Annotated in this window: 12 protein-coding genes; 6 read left to right on the forward strand and 6 right to left on the reverse strand. The window is 55.1% G+C overall.

The window, feature by feature from the left end; all coding sequences use genetic code 11:
* Window positions 1-42: 42 nt before the first annotated feature.
* Entirely contained in the window at window positions 43-1,011 is a 969-nt protein-coding gene (manX, locus tag GBC03_15680; protein ID QFS71542.1) for a PTS mannose transporter subunit IIAB, read from the reverse strand.
* A gap of 442 nt (window positions 1,012-1,453) precedes the next feature.
* Between manX and yoaE the strand changes: the two genes are divergently transcribed.
* Complete coding sequence (gene yoaE, locus GBC03_15685) at window positions 1,454-3,013, forward strand: CNNM family cation transport protein YoaE (GenBank protein ID QFS71543.1); 1,560 nt, start codon at window positions 1,454-1,456, stop codon at window positions 3,011-3,013.
* 6 nt (window positions 3,014-3,019) lie between these two features.
* Here yoaE and GBC03_15690 read toward each other — a convergent pair whose 3' ends face one another.
* The 4 genes from GBC03_15690 to pabB all read right to left on the reverse strand — a co-directional run bounded on the left by GBC03_15690 (window position 3,020) and on the right by pabB (window position 8,261).
* The gene (locus GBC03_15690) at window positions 3,020-4,618 is read right to left on the reverse strand and encodes an EAL domain-containing protein (GenBank protein ID QFS71544.1); all 1,599 of its coding nucleotides are present in this window, start codon (window positions 4,616-4,618) and stop codon (window positions 3,020-3,022) included.
* 149 nt (window positions 4,619-4,767) lie between these two features.
* Entirely contained in the window at window positions 4,768-6,132 is a 1,365-nt protein-coding gene (gene sdaA / locus GBC03_15695) for an L-serine ammonia-lyase (GenBank protein ID QFS71545.1), read from the reverse strand.
* 185 nt (window positions 6,133-6,317) lie between these two features.
* The gene (locus GBC03_15700) at window positions 6,318-6,896 is read right to left on the reverse strand and encodes a CoA pyrophosphatase (GenBank protein QFS71546.1); all 579 of its coding nucleotides are present in this window, start codon (window positions 6,894-6,896) and stop codon (window positions 6,318-6,320) included.
* A 3-nt stretch (window positions 6,897-6,899) separates the two neighbouring features.
* Complete coding sequence (pabB, locus tag GBC03_15705; GenBank protein ID QFS71547.1) at window positions 6,900-8,261, reverse strand: aminodeoxychorismate synthase component 1; 1,362 nt, start codon at window positions 8,259-8,261, stop codon at window positions 6,900-6,902.
* Between the two features lie 73 nt (window positions 8,262-8,334).
* Between pabB and GBC03_15710 the strand changes: the two genes are divergently transcribed.
* The gene (locus GBC03_15710; GenBank protein ID QFS71548.1) at window positions 8,335-8,517 is read left to right on the forward strand and encodes a YoaH family protein; all 183 of its coding nucleotides are present in this window, start codon (window positions 8,335-8,337) and stop codon (window positions 8,515-8,517) included.
* 7 nt (window positions 8,518-8,524) lie between these two features.
* On the opposite strand, the gene GBC03_15715 is transcribed toward GBC03_15710, so the two are convergent.
* On the reverse strand, window positions 8,525-8,869 hold the full coding sequence (locus GBC03_15715; protein QFS71549.1) for a RidA family protein: 345 nt from the start codon (window positions 8,867-8,869) through the stop codon (window positions 8,525-8,527).
* 128 nt (window positions 8,870-8,997) lie between these two features.
* On the opposite strand from GBC03_15715, the gene GBC03_15720 reads away from it, so the two are divergent.
* From GBC03_15720 to fadD, 4 genes are all read left to right on the forward strand, one after another.
* Window positions 8,998-10,908 (forward strand): ATP-dependent helicase, encoded by a 1,911-nt coding sequence (locus tag GBC03_15720; protein QFS71550.1) that lies wholly within the window; start codon window positions 8,998-9,000, stop codon window positions 10,906-10,908.
* 57 nt (window positions 10,909-10,965) lie between these two features.
* On the forward strand, window positions 10,966-11,661 hold the full coding sequence (tsaB, locus tag GBC03_15725) for a tRNA (adenosine(37)-N6)-threonylcarbamoyltransferase complex dimerization subunit type 1 TsaB (protein QFS71551.1): 696 nt from the start codon (window positions 10,966-10,968) through the stop codon (window positions 11,659-11,661).
* Between the two features lie 58 nt (window positions 11,662-11,719).
* Window positions 11,720-12,304, forward strand: coding sequence for a Slp family lipoprotein (locus GBC03_15730; GenBank protein ID QFS71552.1), 585 nt, complete (start codon window positions 11,720-11,722; stop codon window positions 12,302-12,304).
* Between the two features lie 204 nt (window positions 12,305-12,508).
* The gene (gene fadD, locus GBC03_15735) at window positions 12,509-14,194 is read left to right on the forward strand and encodes a long-chain-fatty-acid--CoA ligase FadD (protein QFS71553.1); all 1,686 of its coding nucleotides are present in this window, start codon (window positions 12,509-12,511) and stop codon (window positions 14,192-14,194) included.
* The last annotated feature ends 33 nt before the right edge of the window (window positions 14,195-14,227 follow it).

Raw genomic sequence — 14,227 nt, forward strand, 5'->3', positions numbered from 1 at the left:
TATAACAGCCTTAAGTGTGAAAGCTCATTCAATGCCAGGGGGTTACTTGCCCACTTTGGCAATCAAATCCATCATTTTCAGTTTCTGATCGGTCGACACTTTACGCGCCTCAAGCTCAATACCGCGGGCATTGAGTTTGTTAAAGGCTTCGATGTCTTTTTCATCGACAGAGATGGCGTTGTTGACCTGCGTTTTGCCCTGACGGAAAGCCATACCGCCAATGTTAACGGAGGTGATTTTCACGCCGCCTTCGACAATGCGCTCAACATCGGTCGGGTTGGTGAACAGCAGCATCACACGTTCGCCAGCATATTTCGGGTTGTTATAAACGCGAATCATCTTGGCAACATCGACCACGTGAGCAGTCACGCCAGGAGGCGCTACCTGCGTCAACAGCGTTTTACGCACGGTGTCTGCAGCCACTTCATCGCTGACAACGATAATACGGGTAACGTTGGTTTCTTTGGTCCAGCGGGTAGCCACCTGACCGTGGATTAAACGGTCATCAATACGGGCAAGACCGATTTGCATATAATCGTTCGGTCCCATCGGTTTTGCCGGGGCCGCGGCTTTGGGGGCTGCTGCGACAGGGGCAGGGGCGGCTTTTTCTACCGGTTTCGCTTTCAGCGCTTTCACGCCTTCGCGACCGGTTTCAACTGCCAACGCCACCAGCTCGTCGAAGCTCGGGTTGTCGTCACGCGCCATCAGCGTTTCGACCAGCATAGGGATGTTCACCCCGGCAATGACTTCATACTGCTCTTTGTCGACGACAATGCGGCTGGCAGCGTTGAATGGACTGCCTCCCCATGTATCGACGAGAAACAGCACGCCGTTACTGGTATCGAGTTTTGCCAACTGAGCGTTGTACTTTTCAATCAGCGTTTCAGCATTCTCGCCGGGCACGAAATCGATCCAGCCGACGTTTTCCTGCTCGCCTAACAGCATTTCTGCTGTCTTGAGTAACTGCTCTGCAGCCCAACCATGTGTGCCTATAACAATAGCAATGGTCACTTGCTACCTCCTTTATTATCGTTAACACATCAACGTGAGAGATGTATTTGAATCGCCGTCCGCAACAGAATCGATTCAGATAAGGGTTACAATGAAAAACATATGATGTCCGCGAATTATTTTAGATATCGAAAAAAATATTTTATGTGATGAAGATCCGTAATTTAGCTTTCGCCAATGAGAAATTTCGTAGAGTAAAATATCTCTGTTACAACTCTTTGCAAAGGAAGGTAAATCTTTGCCAAAAACACATTGCCTCTGTTATGTTTACGTTCTGTTTAACTTACCAGGAGTATAGGGCACTAGCCCGCTGTATGGATCGTCACCGACGTCATTTCACCTTCAGGCCGCATCGCGCCTGCCAGTCTGGCATTTCTTGCCACACGTTTTGTCTGCACCGTGTTTTATCGCCTGTTAACCATTCCTTAAGCAGGAGCTTGTCATGGAATTCTTAATGGACCCCTCGATTTGGGCGGGTTTGCTCACGCTTGTCGTCCTGGAAATTGTCCTGGGTATCGATAACCTGGTCTTCATTGCGATTCTTGCGGATAAGCTGCCGCCAAAGCAGCGTGACAAAGCGCGCCTGATTGGTTTATCCCTGGCGCTCGTGATGCGTCTGGCCTTGCTATCCATTATTTCGTGGATGGTCACGCTGACCCAACCGCTATTCTCCGTCATGGATTTCACCTTCTCCGGTCGCGATCTGATTATGCTGCTGGGGGGGATCTTCCTGTTGTTCAAAGCCACGACGGAACTTCATGAACGGCTGGAAAACCGTGAACATGACTCCGGGCATGGCAAAGGGTATGCCAGCTTCTGGGTCGTTGTGACGCAGATCGTTATTCTGGATGCCGTGTTCTCGCTGGATGCCGTCATTACCGCCGTCGGCATGGTGAACCATCTGCCCGTGATGATGGCAGCGGTGGTGATTGCGATGGCGGTGATGCTGTTGGCATCCAAGCCGCTGACGCGTTTCGTCAACCAACATCCGACGGTGGTAGTGCTCTGCCTGAGCTTCCTGCTGATGATTGGTCTGAGCCTGGTCGCTGAAGGTTTTGGTTTCCATATTCCGAAGGGCTATCTGTACGCCGCGATTGGCTTCTCAATCATTATAGAAGTGTTTAACCAGATTGCGCGTCGCAACTTTATTCGTCATCAGTCAACATTGCCGCTGCGTGCGCGTACGGCTGACGCGATCCTGCGTCTGATGGGCGGAAAGCGTCAGGCTGCGGTCTCGCATGAATCCGAAAGCCAGGCTGCCGTTCCGATCCCGGAAGGGGCATTTGCGGAAGAAGAACGCTATATGATTAACGGCGTTCTGACGCTGGCACAGCGCTCGCTGCGCGGCATCATGACCCCGCGAGGTGAAATTAGCTGGGTGGATGCCAGTCTGAGCGTCGATGAGATCCGCGAACAGTTGCTCTCTTCTCCACACAGCCTGTTCCCGGTGTGTCGTGGTGAACTGGATGAGATAATCGGTATCGTACGGGCGAAAGAGCTGCTGGTGGCGCTGGAAGAGGGTGTCGACGTAGCGGCTATCGCGTCTGCTTCACCGGCCATTGTGGTGCCGGAAACGCTGGATCCTATCAACCTGCTGGGCGTTCTGCGTCGTGCACGCGGTAGCTTTGTTATCGTCACCAACGAGTTTGGCGTGGTACAGGGGCTGGTTACGCCGCTGGATGTCCTCGAAGCCATTGCCGGTGAGTTCCCGGATGCTGATGAAACACCAGAAATTACCGTTGACGGCGATGGCTGGTTAGTCAAAGGCGGTACCGATCTGCATGCTCTGCAACAGGCGCTGGCAGTGGATAATCTGGTCGATGAAGATGAAGACATCGCGACGGTTGCGGGACTGGTGATTGCCGTTAATGGTCACATTCCCCGTACGGGTGATGTGGTTGAGGTTCCTCCGCTGAGTATTACCATTATCGACGCCAATGATTACCGCGTGGATCTGGTGCGAATTGTTAAAGAGCAACCTGCGCATGAAGAAGAGGAGTAATCTCCTCTAACGCAGAGGCACAGCGGGCGTCATGCGTCCGTTATGCCTGGGTGGCGGCGGGTGACTGCCCGCCAGCCACTGCGGAAAGTCGCGCAGCGGCATTGGCTTTGCAAATAAAAATCCCTGCAGCAAATCCACACCGTGACGGCGCAAATGCTGCGCCTGCTCCTGTGTTTCAACCCCTTCCGCGACCAGTTCGATATGCAGACGCTGCCCGAGGGCGATAATGATATCGGTAACCGTCGAGTTAACGGCATCAGTGCCAATGGCGTTGGTAAAGGACTTATCAATTTTCAGAATGTCAGGACGCAACTTTTCCAGCCATGACAGCGAACTGTTGCCGGTACCAAAGTCATCGAGCGCCAGCTTGATGTTTTGCTGTTGCAACTCGCGAACGATCCGATAATCAACGTCCCGCAGCGCATCCCGCTCGGTGAGTTCAATCACCAGTTGCTGAATGGGGTGCTGACTGAACCAGTACTGTTCGAGATCTTTCAGTAATTCACCCTGTTGGAAATGGCTGGCAGCAACATTAATGCCAATATGAAACTGACTGCTCATGGGAAAATAATGACGTTGTCGAATGGTTTCTGCTATCACATAGCGCGTTAGCGGTGCGATCTGGTGATGTTCTTCGGCAATAGGAATAAACACGTCAGGCGAAATCCACCCCTGACGAGGATTATTCCAGCGCAGCAGGATCTCCACCCCCACGCACTGTTTAGTCCGCGCGTTCAGTAACGGCTGGCAAAAAAGCTCAAATTCGCGTTGTGCCAGCGCGAGATTAATCTCCCAGGAAAAGCTCATCCGGTTGGCAGTGGCCAGCCACGCGAGATACCCCACCAGCAGACTGAGCATCAATGCCAGAGGCAGTTGCGCGGGCAGGGCTTTGAGCGCCAGTGCTTCTGCGGCAGGCCCGGTCACGCTAATGGTAAAAGGATAATGTTGCGAGGCGAGTTGATAACGCTGTTCATCTTTGAGCGTGGGCAGAGTCTCCACCACGCCGTTCCCGTAAATCAAATGCCGGTTGCCGACCGTCAGGCTGGCTCCGGTAATCAGCGGTTTACGCGGTTCCAGTAGCAAGGTGGTAAGCAGGTCGATATTGACAATTTCCAGTACACCGTCCTTACCGTCGGGAGAAGCCGGGTACCACTGGATGAGAATCGGGCTGCCTTTAATGAGCAGCGGGTCGGTGGACAGCAGCAGCTGCGCATTTGCGGTGGGTAGTTCAGGTTGGAGTTGGTGAACCGGGATATTGCGATAGCCAAAGACGCTGGAGCAGTAGAGTATACCGCGCTGGACCAGGGCGATTGCGCGAACCGTTTGCAGTCTGGCGGCCTGTTTGCGCAGTGGAAGATGCGTAACGGAACAGGGAAGACCAATCAGCGGCAACAGAATATCGCGGCCATTTTGCAACGGACGCAGTACTTCATCGAGCGTGGCGACCGCCCGGGAGGCAAAGGTCGCCGTGTGGTGGTGATTTAAATTCCGCTCCGAAATAAATCGGACGCTCAGGGTCAGGATGAGCGTAACAAGCGCACAAAGAGTACAGAGAATAAAACGATTGCGACGATATTTATTTATGATCCGTTGTGCTGTCTGCATGCGGCCACCTGATAACCGTCAGCCACAAAAGCCAACCGTAACAGAGCAAGTGTAGTGGGGAAATGGCGAACAGACGAGGAAGGGGGCAAATTTCGCCCATCCGTTGCAGATGGGCGAGCGTGAGGTATTAGTGGCGCAGGGTGACTGGTTTAGTCACACTGAACTTTGATCGCCAGACCACCGCGCGAGGTTTCGCGGTATTTGGCATTCATGTCCTTACCGGTTTCGTACATCGTTTCGATGACTTTATCCAGTGAGACGCGCGGCGCGCTGGTACGACGCATCGCCATCCGCGCGGCGTTGATCGCTTTAACAGAGGCAATCGCATTACGTTCAATGCACGGCACCTGTACCTGACCCGCAACCGGATCGCAGGTCAGTCCCAGGTTATGTTCCATGCCAATTTCAGCGGCGACGCACACCTGCTCCGGGCTTGCCCCCAGCAGTTCTGCCAGACCGGCCGCTGCCATTGAACAGGCCACACCGACTTCGCCCTGGCAGCCGACTTCTGCACCCGAAATCGAGGCATTCATTTTATACAACGCGCCAATAGCGCCCGCCGCCAGGAAGTAGCGGGTATAGATATCCGGGCTGACGGATTCAATAAAGTGATCGTAGTAGGCCAGCACGGCTGGCACGATACCGCATGCACCGTTGGTCGGCGCGGTGACCACACGACCGCCCGCCGCGTTCTCTTCGTTGACGGCGAGGGCGAACATGTTCACCCAGTCGATCACATTCATCGGGTCGTTAGAGAGCTTATCGCTGGAAACCAGCATCCGACGCAGCGCAGAGGCACGACGCGGGACGCGCAGCGGGCCCGGTAAAACGCCTTCGGTATTCATGCCGCGATCGATACAGGCCTGCATGGTCTGCCAGACGTGACCGAAGTACTCTTCAATCTCTTTCTTGTCGTGTAATGCCAGCTCGTTCTGCATCGCCAGTCCGGAAAGAGAGAGGCCGGTGCTGTTACAGTACTCCAGCAGCTCGGTTGCGGATTTGAACGGATAAGGGACACTCACCTCATTCGCTGCATCCTGACCGAAATGCTCTTCATCGACGATAAAACCGCCGCCGATGGAATAGTAGGTTTTGCTGTAAACGACGGCATCGCCGTTATACGCATGGATCTGCATGCCGTTTTCGTGCAGCGACAGGTTGCTGTTATGAAAACGCATGCCGTCGTTTTGTGGGAAATCTACTTCGTGCTGACCGTGTGCCAGCAGCAGGCGACCGCGCGTCTCAACGTCGTGGATGAAACCAGGGATACTATCAATATCCACGGTGGCGGGCTCATTACCTGCCAGACCCATAATAATGGCGATATCGGTGTGGTGACCTTTACCCGTGAGCGACAGTGAACCATACACGTCAACGGCGACACGAGTAACGCTATCCAGTAATCCTTTTTCGACCAGGTCATCGACGAACTGTTTACCCGCCTTCATAGGCCCTACAGTATGGGAAGATGAGGGACCAATCCCCACCTTAAACATGTCGAATAGACTAATCACGATAATACTCCTGACAGGGTGACTGGAAACTTCCAGAAACGATGTAATAACTGCGCATAGTGTAAGAGGGAACGCGGGGATCGGCTTAACTATTCACATGAATTAAACTAATGGGTAACCGCGTTTTTACTAATGTTGTGACGGGAGCTTCAGGTTGTGTCGTCAGCGCGTAAAGATAAGTATAGTCAGGGCTTCACGCCAATTTGTAGTGCCAGTTCACGAATAATTCCGGCGGTCATGCCCCAGACGAAATAATGCTCATACCATGAAAGCCACACGCGATGCGAATCACCGCGACGCCAGACATCCAGCGGATGATAGCGGCCTAAATGCAGCGCCTGCGCCAGCGGCATTTCAAAGACTGCAGAAACCTCATCTTCGCTGGCACGGTAAGGCAGATTGGGCGGGATAATGCCAACCACCGGCGTGACCTGGAACCCGGTCACGCTGTCAACAGGCGGCAGTACGCCGATCACGTCAACGGCTTCTGGCGGGATCGCCACTTCTTCTTCTGCTTCACGCAGCGCGGCGGCGATGAGCGAGGCATCGGTGCTGTCAACCGCGCCGCCGGGGAAGGCCACCTGACCGGCATGTTTGCGTAAATGCACTGAACGCTGGGTCAACAGCAGTCCCGGCTGTGGCCGGCGAACCACGGGAATGAGCACGGCGGCCTGTCGCAGGTTCAGCGATTCGCGATTAATCTGCGGGCGCAAAAGTTGGAAGCGCGATAAAAAATCATCCAACGTCAGGCTCTTGTTATCCACGTTTTAGTTCTCCAGTTGTTGCAGGATACGATTAACTTTATCAAAGGTTTCCTGATATTCCGCCTGTTCCTCGCTATCAGCCACGATGCCGCCACCAGCGGAACAGTACAGTTGACCGGCCACGGCGGTCAGGGTGCGGATGGTAATGCTGGTATCCATATTGCCGCAGACGCTCAGATAACCGATGCTGCCGCACCAGGCGTTGCGCCGATGGGGCTCCAGTTCATCAATAATTTCCATTGCGCGCACCTTTGGCGCCCCGGTAATCGAACCGCCCGGAAACGCGGCGCGGAGCAGGTCGCTGGCATGCCGTGTGGGCGGTAACCGCGCGGTCACGGTACTGACCAGATGATGCACCGCCGGGAAGGGTTCGACGACGAACAACTCCGGTACTTTCACTGAACCGGGCACTGCCACGCGGCCAATGTCGTTACGCATCAGATCGACAATCATTAAATTTTCCGCCCGATCCTTCGGTGAGTTCGCCAGTTTCTGCGCCTGCTCCCGGTCTGCCTCTTCCTGTGGGAGTCGCGGCAGGGTGCCTTTAATCGGGCGAGTCTGAATGTTGCCGTCGGCCAGAAGAATAAACCGTTCTGGCGACAGGCTCAGAATAGCGCCTTCATCCAGGCGTAAAAATGCGCTGAACGGGGCGCGGTTCTCCTGATTCAATCGCTCAAAGGCCAGCCACTCATCACCCTGATAAGACGCCTGAAAACGCTGGGCCAAATTGACCTGATAGCAGTCGCCGCTGTGCAGATACGCCTGTACCTGGCGGAATTTCTCGCCATACTGTTCACGCGTCATATTCGAGCGCCAGTCTGCGGTTAACCTGAACGGCGCACGTACAGGGGATTGCTCGCTTTCGAGCCAGGCGAGTCTTTTCTGGACGTCCGAATGACTGATCAGGGTCACGGTCTGGCGCTGGTGGTCGACAATGAGTGCCCAGTCGTAGAGGCCGATCGCCATGTCTGCCAGCGCGATATCCTGCCGGGCATGGCTGGGCAGGATTTCGAAGCGGCGTCCCAGATCGTAGCCGAATAACCCCAGCGCGCCGCCCTGGAACGGTATATCGGCGTTGACCGGCGGCTGGAGGTTCAGCGCAGTCAGCGCGCTTTGCAATACCGCCAGCGGGTCGTCGTGAGTAAGACGACAGCCTTGCGCATCGCAAACCTGTGTGGTCTCGCCGTGCGTCTTCACGGTGCAAACCGGATCGGCCACCACGATGTCAAAGCGGCTATGCGGGTGATCCGCGTGACCGGAATGCAGCAGCATCGCCCACGGCAGATGACTTATTGGCGCGAAATAATGTTCGGCGGCGTCCTGGCGCCAGGGGAGCGTGATAATAGCGGGAGATAACGTCTTCATTGATCCTGACTGTACTGGCTATGTTCCGGGTTGCATGAAATAATTAGCGCTGACAATTTAGCAGGAGTTAACGATGTTTGCAGGTTTACCTTCACTCAGTCATGAGCAGCAACAGAAAGCGGTTGAGCGTATTCAGGAGCTCATGTCACAGGGAATGAGCAGCGGCGAGGCGATTGTCTTAGTGGCAGGAGAACTGCGCGCCACTCATACCGGCGAGCGGATTGTGGCGCGTTTTGAAGATGAAGAAGATGAGTAACCCCGGCTTACACCGCGGCGATTATCTTAATCTCAACTTTGTATTTTGGGTTCATTAACCCAGCCTGAACCGTGCAGCGTACCGGCGCATGACCGGCTACAACCCAGGCGTCCCAGGCTTTGTTCATCGCCGCAAAGTCGTTCTTATCGGCGAGGAAAATGGTGGCATCCAGAATGCGTGATTTGCTGCTGCCTTGCTGTTCCAGCGCGGCGTCAATCTGCGCCAGCGTGTTAGCGGTCTGCTCAAAGGCGTCGGCATCGAGGTTTGCCGGTACGCCAGTGTAGTAGAGCGTATTGTTATGGATAACCACGTCAGACCAACGATCTTCGGCATCGATACGGATGATAGTCATAAAGCCTTCCTCTTAACGTTCTGCATAAAATGGCAAGACTGCCATATTGTCAGGGCCTCGTCATCTCTTCAACTGGCGTAAGCCGCTGCGGCCTGACATAATCCCTGTTCAAATCAACAGGGGGTAGTGTGACGGACGATTTTGCACCAGACGGTCAACTGGCTAAAGCGATACCGGGATTTAAACCGCGCGAACCGCAGCGGCAGATGGCGGTGGCCGTCGCTCAGGCCATTCAAAAATCACAGCCTCTGGTGGTCGAAGCCGGAACGGGGACGGGGAAAACCTACGCCTATCTGGCACCGGCGCTGCGCGCAAAAAAGAAAGTGATTATCTCGACCGGTTCGAAGGCGCTGCAGGATCAGCTTTATAGTCGCGATCTGCCGACGGTGGCTAAAGCGCTGAAGTACACCGGAAGACTGGCCCTGTTGAAAGGACGTTCAAACTATTTATGCCTGGAGCGCCTCGAACAACAGGCGCTGGCGGGCGGCGATCTCCCCGTTCAGACCTTAAGCGATGTGATCCTGCTGCGGTCGTGGTCGAATCAGACCGTAGATGGCGACATCAGCACCTGCGTCAGCGTAGCCGAGGATTCTCAGGCCTGGCCGCTGGTCACCAGTACCAACGACAACTGTCTCGGCAGCGACTGCCCGCTGTATAAAGATTGCTTTGTGGTGAAAGCGCGTAAAAAGGCGATGGACGCAGACGTGGTGGTGGTGAACCACCATCTGTTTCTGGCCGATATGGTGGTCAAAGAGAGCGGTTTCGGTGAACTGATCCCGGAAGCGGAGGTGATGATTTTCGATGAAGCCCATCAGCTACCGGATATCGCCAGCCAGTATTTTGGTCAGTCGCTCTCCAGCCGTCAGCTCATGGATCTGGCGAAGGACATCACCATTGCCTATCGTACCGAACTGAAAGATACCCAGCAGTTACAGAAATGCGCCGACCGTCTGGCGCAAAGCGCGCAGGATTTTCGTTTGCAACTGGGCGAACCGGGATATCGCGGCAACCTGCGTGAACTGCTGGCCGATCCGCGGGTGCAGCGGGCTTTTTTACTGCTCGATGACACGCTGGAGTTGTGTTATGACGTGGCGAAATTGTCCCTCGGACGTTCGGCATTGCTCGATGCCGCGTTTGAGCGCGCCACGTTGTATCGCGCACGTCTTAAGCGGCTGAAAGAGATCAACCAACCCGGCTACAGCTACTGGTATGAATGTACCTCGCGCAATTTCACCCTCGCGCTGACCCCGCTGACGGTGGCGGATAAGTTCAAAGAGGTGATGGCACAGAAGCCGGGGAGCTGGATTTTCACCTCCGCAACGCTGTCGGTGAATGACGACCTCCATCACTTTACGGCGCGTCTGGGGATCGACGAGGCGGAATCGATGCTGCTGCCGAGCCCGTTTGATTACACCCGCCAGGCGCTGCTCTGCGTGCCGCGCTATCTGCCGCAAACCAATCAGCCGGGCGCGGCGCGACAGCTGGCAGCAATGTTAAGACCGATCATCGAGGCGAACAACGGGCGCTGCTTTATGCTCTGTACCTCGCACGCGATGATGCGCGATCTGGCTGAACAGTTCCGCGCCACCATGACGCTTCCGGTACTGCTGCAGGGGGAAACCAGCAAAGGCCAACTGCTACAACAGTTCGTCAGTGCGGGAAATGCCCTGCTGGTGGCGACCAGTAGCTTCTGGGAAGGGGTGGACGTGCGCGGCGATACGCTGTCGCTGGTGATCATCGACAAACTGCCGTTTACGTCGCCGGACGATCCGCTGCTGAAGGCGAGGATGGAAGATTGTCGCTTACGCGGTGGCGACCCGTTTGATGAAGTGCAACTGCCCGACGCGGTGATTACGCTAAAGCAGGGAGTTGGGCGTTTGATCCGTGATGCTGACGATCGCGGCGTGTTGGTGATTTGTGATAACCGGCTGGTGATGCGACCTTACGGCGCCACGTTTCTTGCCAGTCTGCCACCGGCACCGCGCACCCGGGATATCGCCCGTGCCGTGCGATTCCTCGCGATACCATCCTCCGAGTAATCTGTTACGGAGTATGGTAAGATGCGGGCCATTTTATTGATCTAAGCACGAAGACTCATGCGAATTCTGGCTATTGATACCGCCACAGAAGCCTGCTCTGTGGCTCTGTGGAACGACGGTACTCACTCTGCTCATTTTGAGCTTTGCCCACGAGAACATACTCAACGCATCCTGCCAATGGTGCAGGATATCCTTGCCGCTAACGGCACCTCTCTGACGGAACTTAATGCGCTGGCCTACGGGCGTGGACCGGGTAGTTTCACCGGTGTGCGCATTGGGATTGGCATTGCCCAGGGGCTGGCGTTAGGTGCAGACCTGCCGATGATTGGCGTCTCCACGCTGATGACGATGGCGCAGGGCGCGTGGCGTAAAACCGGTGCTACCCGTGTCCTGGCGGCCATTGACGCGCGAATGGGTGAGGTCTACTGGGCCGAGTATCAGCGCGATGAACATGGCGTCTGGCACGGTGAAGAGACGGAGGCCGTGTTGAAACCTGAGCAGGTGTCCGAACGTTTACAACAGCTTTCCGGTGACTGGGTGACCGTCGGGACGGGTTGGCCTGCCTGGCCTGAACTCGGTAAAGAGAGCAAATCGACGCTGCGTGACGGTGACGTCCTGCTGCCAGCGGCGGAAGATATGCTGCCGATCGCCTGTCAGATGTTCGCCGACGGCAAAACCGTGGCGGTCGAGCACGCTGAACCGGTTTATTTACGTAACAACGTAGCCTGGAAGAAACTTCCCGGAAAAGAATGAATCTCAGTAGCATGACCAGTAAAAACCGGGTCAATGCGCTGAGAAAAGGAGTCGCAGTATGGCGGTTCAAAAACAAGTTGTTAAAGGCCTGCTCGCGGGAGCGATTGCGCTCATGTTGAGCGGGTGCGTCACGGTTCCGGATGCGATTAAGGGCTCCAGCCCCACGCCACAAGACGATCTGGTACGAGTGATGAATGCCCCGCAACTGTACGTGGGTCAGGAAGCGCGCTTTGGCGGCAAAGTGGTGGACATTCAAAACCAGCAGGGGAAAACCCGGCTGGAAATTGCGACCGTTCCGCTCGATAGCGGTGCGCGCCCCATTCTGGGCGAACCCTCGCGCGGGCGTATTTACGCCAATGTGAATGGGTTCCTTGATCCGGTCGATTTCCGGGGGCAACTGGTGACCGTTGTGGGACCGATTACCGGTACCGTCGAAGGCAAAGTGGGTAATACGCCGTACAAATTCATGACGATGGACGTGTCGGGTTACAAGCGCTGGCGGCTTGCTCAGCAGGTGGTGATGCCACCGCAACCGATCGACCCATGGTTCTACGGCGGGAGAAGAGGCTGGCCGTATGGCTATGGCGGTTGGGGATGGTATAACCCGGGCCCAGCACAGGTTCAAACGATAGTCACAGAGTAACGCGTTGTATTATCAGTAAAAGAAACAGCGGCTGGTCCGCTGTTTCTGTTTTATTAACGTCATAACAAAAATAAATAGTGACGCGCTTCGCAACCTTTCAGTTGAGTGATTAATAAACTGGTACGCTGAGTTAATATTATGTTAACGACTTGTTTATTATCTGGGGTTGAGATGACGACGAACACTCATTTTAGAGGTGATGCAGTGAAGAAGGTTTGGTTAAACCGTTATCCCGCGGATGTGCCTGCGGAGATCAATCCTGACCGTTATCAATCCCTGGTGGAACTGTTTGAACATGCTGTCGCGCGCTATGCCGATCAGCCGGCGTTTATGAACATGGGGGAGGTGATGACCTTCCGCAAGCTGGAGGAGCGTAGTCGCGCCTTCTCTGCTTACCTGCAGCAGGGGCTGGGGCTGAAAAAAGGCGACCGCGTCGCGCTGATGATGCCAAACCTGCTGCAATATCCGGTGGCGCTGTTTGGCATTTTGCGCGCCGGGATGATCGTGGTGAACGTCAACCCGCTTTATACCCCGCGCGAACTGGAGCATCAGCTAAACGACAGCGGCGCGGCGGCGATTGTGATTGTCTCCAACTTCGCCCATACCCTGGAAAAAGTGGTTGATAAAACCAGCGTTAAGCACGTCATTCTGACCCGTATGGGCGACCAGCTTTCCACGGCCAAAGGCACGCTGGTGAACTTCGTTGTGAAGTACATCAAACGACTGGTGCCGAAATATCATCTGCCGGATGCGATCTCTTTTCGCAGTGCGCTGCACGCCGGTTACCGTATGCAGTATGTGAAGCCGGAAGTGGTTTCTGCGGATCTGGCGTTTTTGCAGTACACCGGCGGGACGACCGGGGTGGCGAAAGGGGCGATGCTGACGCACCGCAACATGCTGGCTAACCTGGAGCAGGTGAAAGCCACTTACGGGCCACTTTTGCACCCGGGTAAAGAGCTGGTGGTGACCGCGCTGCCGCTGTACCACATTTTTGCCCTGACCATGAACTGCCTGCTGTTTATTGAACTGGGGGGACAGAACCTGCTTATCACCAACCCGCGCGATATTCCGGGTCTGGTAAAAGAGCTGGCGAAGTATCCGTTTACCGCCATGACCGGCGTGAATACCTTGTTTAACGCCTTGTTGAACAATAAAGAGTTCCAGCAGCTGGATTTCTCCTCTTTGCATCTTTCTGCGGGCGGCGGTATGCCGGTACAACAGGCGGTGGCTGAACGATGGGTTAAGCTGACCGGACAGTATCTGCTTGAAGGCTACGGGTTGACCGAATGTGCGCCGTTGGTCAGTGTTAACCCGCACGATATTGATTATCACAGTGGCAGCATCGGCTTGCCGGTGCCGTCGACCGAAGCCAAACTGGTGGATGACGACGACAACGAAGTTTCTCCGGATCAGCCGGGTGAACTGTGCGTGAAAGGACCGCAGGTGATGCTGGGCTACTGGCAGCGTCCTGACGCGACGGATGAGATCATCAAGAACGGCTGGCTGCACACGGGCGACATCGCGGTCATGGATGATGAAGGATTCCTGCGCATTGTCGACCGTAAGAAAGATATGATTCTGGTCTCCGGCTTTAACGTTTATCCGAATGAGATAGAAGATGTGGTGATGCAGCATCCGGGGGTGCTGGAAGTGGCTGCCGTCGGCGTTCCGTCCGGCAGCAGTGGCGAAGCGGTGAAGATTTTTGTGGTGAAAAAAGAGGCTTCGCTCACTGAGGAAGCGCTGGTCACCTTCTGCCGCCGTCAGCTCACGGGCTATAAAGTCCCGAAACTGGTTGAATTCCGCGATGAACTGCCGAAATCAAACGTCGGCAAAATTTTACGTCGAGAATTGCGTGACGAAGCCCGCGCCAAAGTGGACAATAAGGGCTGAGCGTTAAGCAACACGTCAAACGCCGGGTGAATC

Origin of the sequence: Citrobacter telavivensis (assembly GCA_009363175.1) — a bacterium.
Taxonomy (GTDB): domain Bacteria; phylum Pseudomonadota; class Gammaproteobacteria; order Enterobacterales; family Enterobacteriaceae; genus Citrobacter_A; species Citrobacter_A telavivensis.

Excerpts from the sequence above, each read along its gene's own strand:
- GBC03_15730 (QFS71552.1), top strand. The coding sequence starts at position 11,720 with ATGGCGGTTCAAAAACAAGTTGTTAAAGGCCTGCTCGCGGGAGCGATT.
- pabB (QFS71547.1), bottom strand. The coding sequence starts at position 8,261 with ATGAAGACGTTATCTCCCGCTATTATCACGCTCCCCTGGCGCCAGGAC.
- GBC03_15690 (QFS71544.1), bottom strand. The coding sequence starts at position 4,618 with ATGCAGACAGCACAACGGATCATAAATAAATATCGTCGCAATCGTTTT.
- tsaB (QFS71551.1), top strand. The coding sequence starts at position 10,966 with ATGCGAATTCTGGCTATTGATACCGCCACAGAAGCCTGCTCTGTGGCT.
- GBC03_15715 (QFS71549.1), bottom strand. The coding sequence starts at position 8,869 with ATGACTATCATCCGTATCGATGCCGAAGATCGTTGGTCTGACGTGGTT.
- yoaE (QFS71543.1), top strand. The coding sequence starts at position 1,454 with ATGGAATTCTTAATGGACCCCTCGATTTGGGCGGGTTTGCTCACGCTT.
- GBC03_15710 (QFS71548.1), top strand. The coding sequence starts at position 8,335 with ATGTTTGCAGGTTTACCTTCACTCAGTCATGAGCAGCAACAGAAAGCG.